Origin of the sequence: Streptomyces sp. TSRI0107, assembly GCF_001905845.1 — a bacterium.
In the GTDB taxonomy this organism is placed as follows: domain Bacteria; phylum Actinomycetota; class Actinomycetes; order Streptomycetales; family Streptomycetaceae; genus Streptomyces.
The window spans coordinates 146,484-161,383 of record NZ_LIVZ01000005.1 but is presented as its reverse complement, the minus strand read 5'-3'; the positions used below and the strand labels follow the sequence as shown (position 1 = coordinate 161,383).

14 protein-coding genes are annotated in these 14,900 nt (G+C 61.7%); 7 read left to right on the top strand and 7 right to left on the bottom strand.

From position 1 onward, the window contains the following. From AMK31_RS14505 to AMK31_RS14495, 3 genes are all read right to left on the bottom strand, one after another. Positions 1-729 carry a GntR family transcriptional regulator gene (locus AMK31_RS14505; RefSeq protein WP_073940923.1) on the bottom strand — a complete coding sequence of 243 codons (729 nt, stop codon included), beginning with the start codon at positions 727-729 and terminating at the stop codon, positions 1-3. 92 nt (positions 730-821) lie between these two features. Beyond that, complete coding sequence (locus AMK31_RS14500; protein WP_073940922.1) at positions 822-1,259, bottom strand: ATP-binding protein; 438 nt, start codon at positions 1,257-1,259, stop codon at positions 822-824. Positions 1,260-1,536: 277 nt separating this feature from the next. Further along, positions 1,537-2,277 (bottom strand): GntR family transcriptional regulator, encoded by a 741-nt coding sequence (locus tag AMK31_RS14495; protein WP_073940921.1) that lies wholly within the window; start codon positions 2,275-2,277, stop codon positions 1,537-1,539. A gap of 81 nt (positions 2,278-2,358) precedes the next feature. Here AMK31_RS14495 and AMK31_RS14490 point away from each other — a divergent pair, with 81 nt between their 5' ends. The 3 genes from AMK31_RS14490 (at position 2,359) to AMK31_RS40410 (ending at position 7,461) form a co-directional block, all read left to right on the top strand. Then, the gene (locus tag AMK31_RS14490) at positions 2,359-3,456 is read left to right on the top strand and encodes a DUF1152 domain-containing protein (protein ID WP_073940920.1); all 1,098 of its coding nucleotides are present in this window, start codon (positions 2,359-2,361) and stop codon (positions 3,454-3,456) included. Positions 3,457-4,072: 616 nt separating this feature from the next. Next, positions 4,073-6,451, top strand: a complete 2,379-nt coding sequence (locus tag AMK31_RS40415; protein ID WP_143204237.1) for a hypothetical protein — start codon at positions 4,073-4,075, stop codon at positions 6,449-6,451. Further along, positions 6,448-7,461 carry a hypothetical protein gene (locus tag AMK31_RS40410; RefSeq protein WP_143204236.1) on the top strand — a complete coding sequence of 338 codons (1,014 nt, stop codon included), beginning with the start codon at positions 6,448-6,450 and terminating at the stop codon, positions 7,459-7,461. Before AMK31_RS40415 ends, AMK31_RS40410 begins: the two co-directional genes overlap by 4 nt. Positions 7,462-7,531: 70 nt before the next feature. Here AMK31_RS40410 and AMK31_RS41525 read toward each other — a convergent pair whose 3' ends face one another. The 3 genes from AMK31_RS41525 to AMK31_RS14465 all read right to left on the bottom strand — a co-directional run bounded on the left by AMK31_RS41525 (position 7,532) and on the right by AMK31_RS14465 (position 11,380). Further along, positions 7,532-8,209, bottom strand: coding sequence for a hypothetical protein (locus tag AMK31_RS41525; RefSeq protein WP_241842658.1), 678 nt, complete (start codon positions 8,207-8,209; stop codon positions 7,532-7,534). A gap of 717 nt (positions 8,210-8,926) precedes the next feature. Continuing rightward, entirely contained in the window at positions 8,927-10,249 is a 1,323-nt protein-coding gene (locus AMK31_RS14470; protein WP_073940916.1) for a serine/threonine-protein kinase, read from the bottom strand. 240 nt (positions 10,250-10,489) lie between these two features. Next, positions 10,490-11,380 carry a hypothetical protein gene (locus tag AMK31_RS14465; protein WP_073940915.1) on the bottom strand — a complete coding sequence of 297 codons (891 nt, stop codon included), beginning with the start codon at positions 11,378-11,380 and terminating at the stop codon, positions 10,490-10,492. 501 nt (positions 11,381-11,881) lie between these two features. Between AMK31_RS14465 and AMK31_RS14460 the strand changes: the two genes are divergently transcribed. The 4 genes from AMK31_RS14460 to AMK31_RS42105 all read left to right on the top strand — a co-directional run bounded on the left by AMK31_RS14460 (position 11,882) and on the right by AMK31_RS42105 (position 13,971). After that, the gene (locus AMK31_RS14460; RefSeq protein WP_073940914.1) at positions 11,882-12,079 is read left to right on the top strand and encodes a hypothetical protein; all 198 of its coding nucleotides are present in this window, start codon (positions 11,882-11,884) and stop codon (positions 12,077-12,079) included. A gap of 295 nt (positions 12,080-12,374) precedes the next feature. Beyond that, on the top strand, positions 12,375-12,794 hold the full coding sequence (locus AMK31_RS14455) for a hypothetical protein (RefSeq protein ID WP_073940913.1): 420 nt from the start codon (positions 12,375-12,377) through the stop codon (positions 12,792-12,794). A 101-nt stretch (positions 12,795-12,895) separates the two neighbouring features. After that, complete coding sequence (locus AMK31_RS14450; RefSeq protein WP_073940912.1) at positions 12,896-13,843, top strand: hypothetical protein; 948 nt, start codon at positions 12,896-12,898, stop codon at positions 13,841-13,843. Next, positions 13,843-13,971: a hypothetical protein gene (locus AMK31_RS42105; RefSeq protein ID WP_274535964.1), complete on the top strand. Its 129-nt coding sequence runs from the start codon at positions 13,843-13,845 to the stop codon at positions 13,969-13,971. The genes AMK31_RS14450 and AMK31_RS42105 overlap by 1 nt, the downstream gene beginning before the upstream one ends. A gap of 495 nt (positions 13,972-14,466) precedes the next feature. Here AMK31_RS42105 and AMK31_RS14445 read toward each other — a convergent pair whose 3' ends face one another. After that, positions 14,467-14,892 carry a DUF7144 family membrane protein gene (locus AMK31_RS14445; RefSeq protein ID WP_073940911.1) on the bottom strand — a complete coding sequence of 142 codons (426 nt, stop codon included), beginning with the start codon at positions 14,890-14,892 and terminating at the stop codon, positions 14,467-14,469. Positions 14,893-14,900: the final 8 nt, after the last annotated feature.

The following is a 14,900-nucleotide window of genomic DNA, read 5'->3' as shown; positions in this document are numbered from 1 at the left end:
TCAGTGCAGGCGGTAGGTGTCTTCCAGCTCCTGCCGATCGGCAGGAAGCAGCACGTCAGAGACTTGCAGCGCTTGCCCGGAGGCGTCGCACGCAACGACGAGGACACTCAGCACCGGAACACCGTCCGGGACGTCAAGAAGTTCGGCTTCGGCGGGTGCAGGTAGCCGGGCTGATACCCGTTCCGTCACGTGGTCGAAGCGGACCTTCTTGCGTGCTTCCAGGTGCGCGCGGGTGCTGCCGCTCAGAGCGTCGGCACTCTCCAGTTCGGTGCCCTCGACCAGGCCGGCGGGAAAGTACGACGAGACCAGCTCGACGGGTTCGCCGTCCTCCATGACGAGGAACCGGCGCATGAGGACCTTGGCCCGCTTCGGCAGCCCGAGTACGGAGGCGACGCGCGCCGGAACGGGGACGCGACCGACCTCAACGAGCCGCCCGGGGGACTGCGACTCGTCACGTGCGAGCGCTTCACTCCCCCGGCGGTCCTTTTGCTCGACTACCGCCGGACGCCCCCGCACGATCGTGCCGTACCCCTGCCGTGACTCCAGCCAGCCGTCACGCTTCAGCAGCTCAAGCGCCCGGACGACGGTCGGGCGGGACATCCCGAAGGCCTGCACCAGTTGGTTCTCACTGGGCACGCGGGTGCCGGGCGGATACGTGCCGTCCTCGATGCGTTGCTGAATGGTCTGAGCGAGGCGGACGTACTTCGGTGCCTCCACTTCATACGCCATGAACGCCGCCGCCTGTCGAGATTGGCCAAGTCAACTGGTCAACCAGACTAGCGACGAATCCGCCGGCGCAGTACCAAGGGAGGGTATTGCCCTTACGACGGCCAGGCATCGGCCACCACGAAGGAGACCACCGTCCCGCCGAAGCGACTGGGCCCGGAGTGCCACGACTCGGCGATCGAGTCGACCAGCAGCAGTCCCCGCCCGTGGGCGTCGTTGGCATCGGGGCGCCGGAGCCGTACGTTCGCCGGGAAACCGGGGTTGTGTACCTCGACCCGCAGCGAGGTCTCCTCCCGGAACCACTCCACCCGCACCTGCCACGGCTCGTCCGCCTGCCCGTAGCGGATGGCGTTGGTCACCAGCTCCGAGATCATCAGCACGCAGTCCTCGACCGAGCAGGCCGGGTTGTATGGGGCGATGAACTTCCGGAACCAGCGTCGAGCCCGGGGGACGGACTCCGGGGTCGGATGCAAGGTCATCGCTCCGAGTCGCGGGGAGTCTTCACAGGGGTAGCGGTCGATCGTGTAAGCCATCCGCGCTCACTCCTTGCCGCTGCCGTCGCAGTCGAGGCAGCGCCGCTTCGATGTGGCACGAGTGCGGTCGGCGACAGCGGCGAGCGCCAGGGACGTACGCGAGCTGACACGCTTCCAGCCACGCCCCCGGCAACCCCGGCAAGGTAAGTGAGCTCCCCGGTCCGGCCGCTGACTCGTCACTCCGTGCCCCCTTCCGGTCAAGTGGCCTTAGCCACTTACTGGATGGTGGCATTAGCCACTCGCGGCGCGCAAGCGGTACTGTCGAAGTGCCGAGCCATCAGGTGAGCGGATATCCCTGCTCGAACGCCCAGCGGTGCGGCGGGTAAGTGGCTTCGGCGAACTCCAACGGCCGGTCCTGGAGGTCGAAGACGACGTGATGCACGATCAACACCGCAGAGCCGGGATCGAGCTGGAGGTCTGACGCTTCCTCATCGGTCGCCTGCCTGGCACACATGCGGTCCTCGGCGTAACTCCCCTGCCGTCCCGTCATGTTCTCGACGTACATCAGGGTGCCTTCTTGGATCCGCTCCGGCTCCAGAAGCTTGGGCGCCCGCTGCCCGACGTCCGGCGCGAACCAGGAAGTGGACAGCGTGATGGGCCCGTCCTGGTTGTTGGTCACACGCCGGCGATGCACGGCCCGCCGATCCTTCACCAGGCCCAACGCTTCAGCAACGTGATCCGGCGCCTCAAGCCACCCAGCCGACGTGATCACGGCGTACTCACCGGGCGTGTAGATCTTCCCGGTCTGCCTGGCCCGCCCGTACAACTCACGTGCCCGCCGGTTCACTTCAAGGCTCCGCACGTACGTGCCGGAACCCTGCCGCTTCTCGACGAGCCCCTGATGGCTCAGCGCTTCCAGCGACCGCGCCGCCGTTGGCCGGGACACCTTCCAGTCCGCCGCCAGTTGCCGCTCCGAAGGGACCTCGTCCCCGGGCCGCAGGTCGCCCCGAAGAATTTGATCACGGATGAAGTGCGCGATCTGGAGATACTTCGGCTGCGCCTCCTCAATCTGAGGCATGTCCCCTCCTCGTCCAGGTGGCTATAGCCTCTGGCCACTATAGGGTGAGCAGTCAAGGGTCCACCCCGTAGTCTTGAGCCCATGACGCGGTTGATCGTCGCAGCAGGAGGAGGGGGCGACGCAGTCGCCGCCGCAATGCTTCACGCCGCCCTCTACGGCGACGACGACCAGGCGGTGATCCTCACGTACGCGTGGGACCGCTTGCTGATCGACCCGGTACCAGGCCCCCGAGGACCAGAGAACTTCACTGGTCTCCAACCCCTCACCCCAGCGGTCTGGGCCGTGCCGGCCGAAGCGCGCCCGATCGCACCGGCAGGCTCTACCCTCCCCCGACTCGCAGCAGAGCTCCCGCACACCTTCGCGCTGATCGATCCGCACCATGGAGTCGAGGGGATCACCCGCCAACTCGAAGAGCTCCTAAGCCACTTCTCACCGGAGTCGATCGATCTTCTTGACGTAGGTGGCGACATCCTCGCCCGAGGCGATGAACCGACGTTGAAAAGCCCGCTTGCCGACGCCGTCACGCTCGCCGCGTGCTGCGAGGTGAACGCACCGATCCGCCTCCTGGTGGCAGGCCCCGGTCTAGACGGTGAGCTGCCTCCCGATGAACTGCGCGACCTGCTCGGCCCACTGATCCACACCTTCACAGCCGAGGATGTTGAGCCGATCAGCTCAGTAATGGAGTGGCACCCCTCCGAGGCAACCGGGATGCTCGCGGCGACAGCCCAAGGCGTACGCGGTACGTGCGAGATGCGGGACGCCGGACTCCCCGTCCCCCTCACCGACGAAGGACCGACCGTCCATGAGGTCGATCTGGACGAAGCGCTGAGCCGCAACCAGTTGGCCCGCGCCATCATGGCGACCGCCACACTGGACGAGGTAGAAGCACACAGCCGCGAGATCTGCGGCTACTCGGAGATCGACTACGAGCGCAACAAGGCTGCATGGCTCAGAGAGCAGCCACCGGTGAAGCTCGACCCCGAGACCGTGCTGGCCCAACTCGACCAGTTCGAGGCCGAGGCCCGGAACCGCGGAGTCACCCACACGACGTTCCGCCGCATCACCGAGGCGCTGAGCCTCAACGGCTCCCTCCGCGAGGACCTGCGCCAACTGCTCATCAGTAGCCGTCCAGAGCAGTACGACGCTCCCTTGTGGCGCATCACATCCACTGCTGAGTAACAACCTTCTTTACGGGTTCAAGGCGGCTCGCTCCGCTCACCGCGCGCGGCCCGGCCCCCGGCCGGGCCTGCGCTCCTGTCTCCGCCCCGCTCCAGCCCGGCCGGCGCCCGTGCCGCGCACGCAGCAATCAGCCGCCTGACGTCAGAGAAGGGTACGTGGTAGCTGGGGGCTCCACGGCTTTAGCCACCTCCCCGGTCCGGGTCCCGCGTCGAGCAAGACCAGGGGGCCACTCGTGCACATTGCGGTCAGGCCCAAAGCCTGCCCGAGTTGCCAACCAGCGTACGGCCCCCTGATCATGCTCGACCCCAGACCAGGCAGGCCACCGGCCAAACCCGCTACGCCTTAAGTAGGCTTACGCGCACCACAACTGTGGCAGCATCAGAACCTGGATGCGCATGACAGCGCGCGTCGCATCGGGCAGGGGGGACTGGGATGTCGGATGTTGGACAAAAAATGCTGGCAGTAGTTTGTGAGATAGATGCGGCGCTCACTAAAGATGCCGCATCCCAAGAGGCCGATGGCCGGGTTACCGCGCATGGAGTGGACGTATCACTTCTCACCCTCCTTGCATCGGAACCGTTCGGTCCTCACTTGGTTCTCGAAAGGTTGATCACTGATGCATATCAGGATTGAAGCAGAGACCCGTCGCGGTCTTCGGATCATCGGCGAGATTCCTCACATTCCACTTTGCCGCATTGAGGGCTACAACGGAATCGGTAAAACAAATGCCATCAAGCTGCTTCGCCTGTGCACGGGCGACCAGCCCTTCAGCGGGTTTGACCACTCTTGGAAAACTTTCCGCAACCAGTTGAAGAGCGCGCATGTAGAAGTAACAGGATTGTATGGCGCTCAGAAGCTTGAATGGCTCATCGACACAAGCCGCTGGCCCGATTCCGCAGAGCCCCTTGGGGAGCTGATCGGCACCATTCGGATTGACGGCCGAGCAGCCAGCCAACGCGATGTCTCGCCACTCTTGAGTGTGCATCACGTAATGGCTGCTGACACCCCCGTGAGCGTCCTGACGGAAAGGATCACCACCGCACAAAAAAGAATTCACGACTGGGACACAGAGGTTGGAAGCCACCGCCAGGAAGAAGTCGAGTTGGCGCTAGGCGAGCTTCAGCAGAGGATCTCGGAATCCAATCCATCTCAGCTGGGGCGCGATCTTTCGATTACCAGCGAGGCAGAGAAGCTTGCGAAGAGCCTAGCGGATCAGCTGACCGAAGCGCGCAAGCACGTCATGCTACTGGATAGAGCTGTCGAGACGCACACACAGCTCACTCAGGTCCGAGGACGCGGTCCCGAAATGGATCAAAAGATCCATGAACTTATTGAGCGCTTGCAAAGCCTCGACGCGCGGCGACAAGAACTGGACGCTCAGATAGCGAACGCGAGTGCTCAAAAACATTTGAATGAAAAGGCCGAGAAAGAGTTCGAGAACGCTCAAAAATACCTCATTCGGCATGATAAAACTGTGCGGGCCGTACGAAGCAAACTTGGCCGCCTAGCAGCAGCCGCCGGCGTAGAGCCGTCCGAAAGTGCTCTTACCGCTGCCAGAAGGGAACTCAGCCAGCAGTTGAATAGCTTGCTGGAGCAGCAGCCCCGTGTCCATGCGACGCCTATGCTGGTCAACCTTCTCGAAAGCCTGATCATCAACTTGGAGAGCGCCGAGCTTGAGGATCTGGGTGACACAGTACTCATCAGCGGCGATGAGGAAGGCGAAGCTTGGACAGTCACTGGGTTGAGGAAAGCATTCCGGCGTCGAGTAGAAACTCTGAGCGAGGAAACCCCTTCAGCAGACGCCGAACAGCTGACTCAGCAGATTGAGAGGACCCGGAACCGCTTGGGCGATATCGCCCAAGTTCAAAGGGCAGTGGGAGAGCTAGAAGCCGCTCAGACAACTCTCGCCAAGGCTGAAGAGCGCCTCCTCAAGGCCACCAAAGGACTACCCGAGCAAACTGCACGAACTCTCGAAGATTTGATGCAGGCTCGCACTTCTTTGGACAAGGAGACGCGGGCAGTACAAGGAGATCACGCAAGGCTATCCCATGCTCGGGAAATTCTCGGTGGCGGAAAAACTGAGGACACCCTGGCAGCAGAACTGGTGCAGCTGTGCCGGGAAGCCGATGTCGAGGTTGCGCGGCTGAGGGGCCAGCGTGACAAAAGACAAAACGAGCTGGAGGAACTGACTCGTCGAGAAGCGCAAGCCTCTCAGCAAGCAGCACTTGCGCGCCGGACATCCGAGGATCGCGTATCCAAGGTAAAGGAGACTGCCCACTTCTTGACTGAGTCATCCGAGGTCGCCTGGCTCAGGCGTGCTGTACCAGCGATTACCTCTCTGCCTGGGCTAAGTGCGTCCGATCAGGCCGAAGTACTGATGGAAGTAGCTGCTGTAATCGACAAGGCTCGCGACTCCTTGCTATCCACCTACTCTTCACTTCGTGGTATGGAAACCGCATTGAGTCGGCTCGGTTCCCGTATTCGGCAGCCTGATGGACTAGCAGGTACAGAAACAGCATCGGACAAGGTTGCCAAGCTGTGGCTCGCAGAAGAAGTCCGTCAGTGGTTCGACAGCGATGTGGTGAGAGAGGCGCTTTTCGACGGGGCTCAAGACGTTGAGCTCGACGCTGACAGCCTGCAGCTATCGTGGACTGGTGCCGACGGAGAGTTGAACGAACGCCCGCTTGCATCATTCTCAAGTGGACAGCAGGCGTTCGCCTATACACAGGCTCAGGTCGCGCGCCTTGACAGGGATAAGAATTCAGCGAACAGACTTATTGCCCTCGATGAATTCGGTTCGTTCATTGACTCCAAGAACATGTCGGCCTTGGCCTCCTACCTACAGGCACGTCAGGCACAGGCACCTCACGACCAGGTTCTCGTAATCCTGCCACTGGAAATATCTCCCGAATTGGCGTCACTAAATGGGGAGACAAATGAACGGGTCAACGCGCTAAGGCAACGCGGATACTTCGCAGAGGCGTTCCAACTATGAGCACGACGGTTCAAAGAGTGTTCGGTGTTCCTACCGTCTTGACGGGTGGCGAGTGTGCGCAAGTGGTCAGCGACCTCACTCTGCTCTGGCGTCTTACGTACGGAAGTGCACCTGCCAAGCTGGAGGCAGACCTAGCGCTCTGTAAACAATTCTTCGACCCCCTTGCACGCGGACATTCGCTGCGCGATCGTTTGGGCAAATTGCCTGAAACTCCGTCCGACTTGCTTCGCCGCATTAGTCAGTACGGAGAACCACTTGCTGTACAGGCTGGCGATAAAGTCTTGCTTGTCGGCCTTGAGGCGCGTCTCATCCTGGACCTATTGGAAAAGCATCCCGTCGACGACGATCATCTCGTTCTAGTGCCTTCTGATGTTGCATCAGCGGAACACACGGCAATGGAGATCTACAGAACGTGGTCGACGGCAAGGCTCCACCAGGTAGTTGCCCTAAGACGAGGCCAAGGACGCGAAGTAATGCAGGCGATCGCTGTGGGTGTAGTGATCGCGCTCCTCGTCAACAGGTCTGATACCGAAGAGAGGGCTGTAGTCAGGTGGCATCACTCGACAGCAGACGGGCAGCAGGTCGATAGCGCCATCTTTGCCGGCGCCGAGGCATTTGCCGCTGAAGTCTCCAGAAATCGAAGCAGTCGAGCAGTGGGAGAACAACGACTGAAGGGCGGATACGCTCTTAGTGAGGCTCGCAGGCGCTTGGCTGATCAGCTAGTAGTAACCCCCGATGACAAGAATGGTGGGGAACGACTGTATATCCCTGCTGAGCACAGGCAGGCAGTGATCGCATTCCTGGGGCGTGATCTAGGCAGACGGCCCCGCCTGACGCCGTCCATCCTGAGTTCAGCATTTGACCTTTTGGTGGGCGCCTATCGTCGGGCTGCCGGCGAGCTAGCTCATCGTGGAATGGTGTTTGAGCGTTCCACAGACACTCGTTCCCTCAAGGACGAACTACTCCGCGAATTCTCGAAGGCCCAACGTTCATCCGGCCAAAGCCGCTAAGCCAACAGCAGAACGGCGCCTTCTTCGGAACGTCGAGCAGACGCAGATCGAGGTAGGCGCCGTTCCCCTCCTAATTACGGCGTAGTAGCACGAAACGCTCCGAAAGCTGCACATCATGCCGCGTCGTGTTACCCGCCCACCGCTGTCCTCGATGGCGGAGGATGACATCCTGCTCCAGAACAAACCCTTGTTCTGCACCTAGCTTTGCTATCAAGCCAGGTGTGTCCACGTAAACTCCGTACGGTGCACTATCGCCAACGAGCAGTACCGCTGGCGCACCCGAGGACAATACTGAGGCAAGGTTGCGCAAAATTTGCGCGATCGCTACAAAGTAGTCGGGGATTACGCGATCATATTCCTTTCCTCGCGGGCGATTCCCTCTTTCCTTTTGCAGCTGATCGGCGATCTCGCTGATTTGCACCCCGACTTCACCGTAATCCTGCAACAAAATCCGTGCGTCACGTGCAGAACCAACGCTGCTTTGCTGGGTTGTAGCCGTCAACATATCTGAACGCACTTCGGAGCACATCTCGGACCAACTGGTTACGTCGCCCCAGAAATAAAGTTCGAGCCGCGTCGCGTCAGCGTAGTCAAAGTTATTTAGATACGGTGGCGAAGTTACGCAGCCGTGTGCCATGCCTTTTCCTACTTCAGCCCAGTTAGCATCATCGCGGGAATCTCCCTGCTGAACTCGACTTCTCAAAAAGCGCGATTCGCGTTCTTCGATCTCTCGAAGGTCTTCCGCCATCCACGTGACTCGTTGGAGGAAACGAGAAATCGGGTCAGCGAACGTCGGCTGTCGCTGAGTACCAGGCCTTTGATAGGGCCAGCCGACTCGCACGGAGGCCACATCTCGTAGCGTAGCCAACAACGCCCACTTCAGATACGAGTGCCACGCATGGTCTGCTTGAGCGCGAATCACATTGCGCAAGCTGACGAGGCGGTGGAGAGTGGCTGGGTCAAAGCTACGGAGCGTCAGGCTGGCTTCGCTACTTAGGTCAACATGCCTCTTGGTGGTGGCAGACCGCTCCGCGAACTCGCGAGCGGCTGACAGGAGTCCACTGGGGTCCCCCGGGGGGGCAGCAAGCTTGAGGGCCGCCAGCTCGGCTATCAGCGGATGGGCTTCCACCCCGAAGAAGGAATGGCCGGCTCGCCTTGCCGCTGTGCCTGTGACTCCCGACCCAGTAAAGGGATCGACCACGAGACCGGCGGTCGGCAACCGCAACTGGTGCAGGAGCAAGGAAGCATAGTCAGACGCGAAGCCCGCGGGGTAGCGGAACCATCGGTCAAACGGCTCACTTCGACTTGTGCCATGCCGACGTCCGCGTCCTGAGCTGGGTACATGCACTTGTGGCTCTTCCTTGGGGCTCGTGTCTCCTGGCATTGGCCCGCGGTTATCTCTCATCAACACTTGCTTATTGCACCACGGCGATGGGCCTCACCACCACGGTGATGCATAGCAAGTTCACGCACCAGCAAGGATGGTACTGAGAACTACACTACGTGCCTGCCATCCCGGCTCCCTGTAGTACTCCACGACATCCGGCCGTGCGCCCAGCACCGGCGCCAGCGCACGGTCAGCTGGCGCTTGAAGGTCGGCCAACCACTCCAGACTGCGTCGTCGTTGCTCTGGGTCTCGCCACCGGACGTCCGCAGCAAAGAAGTCTCCAGCGAGGTCCTGCGCAGGCCCGAGGTGATTTTCACGCACCAAGGACTGCAGGACCGTTTGTAGAAACCCCAACGGCGTGCTGACGTACTCCCTGTCGCGACCACCCCAGGAGTCCTTGGTGAGGTGTCTTGCTAGGACACCAGCCAGCAATGCCGCGCGCTCCGGGTCCGAGGCACACCACGTGCGGGTCGGACCGGTTGGTATTTGCGCAAAGTAGTCAAAAAAGAGGTCGGTATCGTCCTGGTGGGCGTCAACCAGACGAACGAACGCCTCCATGCTTCCCTCTTGACCTAGCACAACGCCTTCCAACAACCTGCGGGCCTTGATCAAAACTGGCTCGTCACGGTCGTCGAGGACCGCCCGAAGCATCTCGCGTAGCTCGGACATGCTCTGCGCCCTAAGTTGCACATCAGGTTGTGTGCACCTGTGGACAAACGGCCGCCAGTGCAGTTCTTCGGGCAGCAGCCTCACCCCGCTGGTGGGCATCGTTCCAGTCAAGTACCAAGCAGCTACCCGGCCGAGGCTGTACACATCGGCTGCCGGCGTGGCGTTACGCGGGTCAACGCTCAACTCAGGGGCGTCGAATCCCGGGGTTCCGATCCCTTGGCCAGTGCGGGTGAGAGGTCGGGACGCCTCACCTGGTGGGCGACGGACCATGCCCCAGTCCGCCACGACCCACCGGTATTTGGCGCCGCTGTTACCGGGTAGCGCAAGTATGTTCGGCGGGGAGATATCACGGTGTACCAAGCCGAGATGATGGGCCACCTCAAGTGCCTCGGCGAGGGTGAGGAGAATTGAGGCCAATTCCTCCTCATCCGACCCTTGTCGAAGTTCCTTGAGGCTACCAAGGGCGAGAGGCATCGTGTACCACGCAAATCCCGGATCGTGATCCAAAATTGGCATGATATTCGGATGTGCCAGGCGTTTTTGGTCTTGAATCTCTCGCTTCGTTCTGTCTTTGGCCTCTTGGCGAACGTAGGCACGCTTCAATGCCACCTCTTCGCCCGTTTCTTTGTGCACGGCGTGAAATACTTCGGCGTAGCTGCCGCGCCCCAGAGGCCGAGCGCTGAGACGATACCGTTCCTGCGCCTTGATGCTGATACTAGCCGCGCCTTCCACGACGACCCATCACCCCTCCCGGGTCAACTAGGCGCATGCTACTGGACCTTGGTGAGGAAAGTAGCCGCCTCGATCAGCGGGGCGGCGGGGTTAGCAGAGTGAGCACGTGCCGAAGCACTGTCCCCCTCATGTCAGTTGTCCCGCGGTAGCGCACGCCGTCCTCCTGGCGCTCCTGGTGGCGAACTGTCATACCCACTCAATCTGCATGGAACCGAATGGCTGTCCGGAACCGATCACCAGTTAAGCCGTCCCAACCACAGCGCTTCGCGCTCGCGGGCTCGTCAGCAGCAGGCCGATGACCAACAGTAGGTCCGTACCAATGGCGTTGAACTCCTCGTCCAGCGTGCGCTCAGAGAAGAGAGCCGACAGCGGGCCGGCCGTTTGGGCTTCGAGCGTTGGGCGGAGTTCCGCGTACTCACGCTTGGACCGAAGGTGCAGCGTCTTGGCTCGTTCAAGGAGCTCTTCTGTCATGCAGTTGTCTCGGAGCACTCTTATCGCTTCGACTACGGCAGACGTTTTCGTGAGCAGGGCTTCCACAGTAAACGGCATCGCCGACGGGCCAACCGCTCGGACCAGCCCAGTGGACCCGAAGACGCTCTGCGGCTCGAACACCGAACGTGCCGCTGTCTCAAGTTCCTCACGATCCACGGCAGTCATCCTGCCCCGATAGCTGATCGCTTCGAAGAGACGAACCAACCGGGCACGCGCGGTTTCCGAGGCCAGGGGGTGATCAAGCTGTTCCAGCACGCGTAGGGCTGCGTCATGGCATACCTGCTTGCGGCGGGCACCGTCCCCGAACCAGGTTGCGAGTGCCTTAAGAGCTTGACGAGTCGGCACCCAGTTAACGCCCCACCACAACCAGATACTCAGTGGGATGAGGGCGAGCATGGGCAGCTTCGGCATCTCATCACGCTTGGTCAGCAAGAGCAGGAAAAGCTTCCGCTGGTTCTCCGAGTGAAGGCCAGGACGCGAGCCGCGGCCAGCTCCACGGCGAAGAGGCTGGTCGAGGAGCCCACGGGCAATCCAGTCATGGATCGTGCGTTTCTGCAGGTCGAAGCCCGCCGCGCGAGCGTCTTCGATCATGTCCTCAAGGGTGCCTGGAGCGGTCACCTTGTCCCACGGCTGGTCCACGCTCAGAAGTTACATCGGATCCGCGCCGACGGCAGCCCGCCAGGCGCAGACGCCGACGTCCGCTTCTCACTAACGTCTAGGACATGAAGCAACCCCGCAGGCCAGAAGCTTGCCGGCCAGGTCTGCGGGGTGCCCACACAGGTACCAACCCTCGTTGAAAGGTGGATCCATGCAGCTCGACTCTAAGGCTGTCAGCGCCGATCGGTCACGAGCCCTTGCACGCTATCGCCGCTTCTGCACTGTCAAGATCATCGGTGGGGCCTGTAGCGCGCTGGGGGTTCTCCTCATCCAAGCCTTGTTGTACGCAGCCGAGCAGCACTTCTGAGCTGGAGCGAGCATCCCAGTGCAGTACAGCAGCGAAGTACAGCAACCACCGCAACCGCAGCTGACCGCCAACGCCCCTCAACGGCCGACTGACCAGCCCACCAGCCCTCAGTAACCGCCCAGCCGAGAGTTCGGGACGAAGCGGTCATGCACCCGGGCCAACCGTAGGGTGAGGGCGTGCGAAACGACCGACACGACGAACCTCTCTCCGACGAGGAACTGGAACTCTTCTTGCAGTACCTCCATCGCTTCGCCAACCACGACGTCGATCAGTTCGTACTCATGGAGGTAGGTGACCCCGACTACCCGTGCTACCTGGACCTGTCCCGGGCCCCGGCACCCGGAACCGACCCTGCCGCCTACCGTCGCCCGTAACCGAACAGGGCGGGGCACCTGACATCCACGGCTGACATCAACAGCACCGGACGCCAGCAACTCCCGGCGGCCGTAGGCATCAGCCCAAGCCTCGCGGCAGCCGCCTGCTGAGGACGTCGGACCGAACTCCTAAAGCGGTGGTCAGGCGTGGCTGTTCATGGGGTGCGTAGCCACCGGGCCGGCTCGGTGAAGTCGTGATCTGTTATTTGTAGACGACAACAACTCCCACTGTTGTCGGTAATGTTGGCGCGGCATCAGTTCCGGCTCCTGCCGGACCGATAGGAAGGCTGGCCGCGTGACGAACATCGACATGCCGGTACCGACGATCCCGGGAGCGTCCACGATCGAAGAGGCGTGGGCCAAGCTGCCGGGCTACCTCGCCGCCATCGGCGGCTACGACCTGTGGAGCGTCGAGATGCTGGTGCGCTTCGATGGAGCGCAGCGAGCCGGATCGCGGATCATCGAGCGGATTGAACGACAGTTGGCCGCGAACAACGTCGGCCACCTTCCCGCCCGGCTTCCAACGGACAGCAACTGTCGAGTGCTCCTCTACAGCAGGGACCAGCCGAACCTCGGCTTCGTCCTCCGCCTGGTCCACGAACTGGCCACTCAGGATGTCGACGACAACACGAACGCGTCGGTCCACCAGTTGAAGATGCTGCTGGACGGCCACGCGCAGTTGCAGCGGTCCATCGGACGGGGCGAGGGTCGTTGAGGAGCGACGATCAGACGCTTGAGGTGACTGAGGACCGGTCCGCTCCATCTACTCGGCTTAACCCTCGTCCTGACCTGGATTTCACCCCCGTCCGCAACGGCATGGACTACCTGGACCGCGCGGTCGCCGGCCTCACCGAGGGAACTACGCCTCCGAGTGATCGAGAGCTGAAGTACGCCGTGCTCCACCTTCAGGCGGCAACCGAGGTCCTACTCAAAACCCGTCTCATCGGAGAACACTGGAGCCTGGTATTCAAGAGGATCGCGGATGCGGACTTTGAGAAGTTCAAGGATGGCGATTTCGAGAGCTGCGGCACCGATGATGCGATTGACAGGCTCTCCAAGATCGCACGAGTCAAGATACCGGAGAAGGCTCGTCAAGCCATCACTAAGCTCGCGAAAGACCGCAATGCTCTGATGCATTACGGACTCACGGGATCCGCTTACGTCGTTGAGGCCAGAACCGCGCAGGTTCTTGACTTTCTTCTGGAATTCATCAACCGTGAGCTGCGGCCCACGCTGGACCGTAAGTTCGAGCAGACATTCCATGAGGGTGGCTTCAAGGCGCCCGTGACACCGCAGATGGTCAACGACTGGCTCGAATCTCCCCAGATGCTGAGCGCCCAGCGAGAACTGCAGGCAGTTGACCACACGATGGCTGAGCTGCGGTTGAAGCTGGGCCGCATCGAGAAGCTGGTCGACAAGCGCATGAAGGACCTGGCTGGTGAGCTAGGCCCTGTGAAGGACCTCACGGTTCATTGCCCGGATTGCCGACAAATGGCGTTGGTCGTGCACGATGACGCAGCGGACCTAGAACCGGTTGTCTGTCGATTCTGTCTACGTGAATTCATCGACCCCGAGACCGCGGCCAGTGAATACATCTGGCGCGTCGCTGGTGAGGACAATGGCCAGCTGGAAGAATGCCCTGTCTGCAAGAATGACTGCCTGGTGTTGGGTGTCGTCACAGTAGCGAATAAGACCGAGGAAATCGGCCTCTGCTTCAGCTGTAGCGCGAGCTTCGAGGTCCATAGTGCAACGGAGGACCAGTGATGAGCACTGACCCGGGACCGCTTTCCGCGGACCTGGCATACGTGAGCGTCGACGAGCGGACAAACTACCTGGAGTTCGTCAACGCGTTGCACCGCGGCGACCAGGAGCAGGCGGCAGACCTGCTCTAAGGGCTGAGAACAAGGCGTCCCGGTGGAAGGCGCACCCCGAGTACCCCGAGCCGATCTCCGACGGCACCATGCCGTGCCCCGTCCGTGCCCCGACGACGGGGCACCCCTGCGTGAAGCGGATCCCCAACGGCTGGGCCGCGGCCGAGGGGCACGGAGGCGGGCATTTCTGGCAGGCCCCTGCGGTTGCCGAACTCGAGGCCCGCGGCGCACACCAGTCGCCGACCGCAGTCGAAGTGGCACGGGACGAATACCTTAAGCGGTGCTCAGTCGGTCGTGGCCCATCTGTGGACTCGCCCCGCCTGATCTGCCATGTGCAGGGCCGTGACCTGCTGCGTTGCCCGAGACTCAAGGGGCCTCCGGAGCCGTGTGCGCAGGTTCGAATCCTGCCGGGGGCACCCTTTATGAGGTGCCTAAAAGACCCCGTCATCAGCGAAAGCGCTGAGTGCGGGGTCTTCTTCTTGTATGGGCAGGCGGGGCTCGGGATGCGCTCCGCGCTCAGGTCTCGTCCGCGAATGCGCCCTCCTGGGTCACGCACAGGGCCCAGATGACGAAGCCCGACATGGTGATCATGACGACTGACCAGACCGGGTAGTACGGCAGGGACAGGAAGTTGGCGACGATGACGAGGCCGGCTATGGCTATGCCGGCGACGCGGGCCCACATCGCTGTCTGGAAGAGTCCGAAGCTGACGATCACCGCGAGGACGCCGAGGGCGAGGTGGATCCAGCCCCAGCCGGTGAGGTCGAACTCGAAGATGTAGTTCTGCGTCGTGACGAAGATGTCATCCTCGACTATCGCCGCGATGCCTCTCATGATGTCGAGAACGCCGGCGATCATGAGCATGACGGCTGCGAAGGCGGTCAGGCCGGTGGCCCACTCCTGCCTGGCCTCGTGGGTGCGAGCGTGGTGTGTGGCGGTCATCCTGGCTA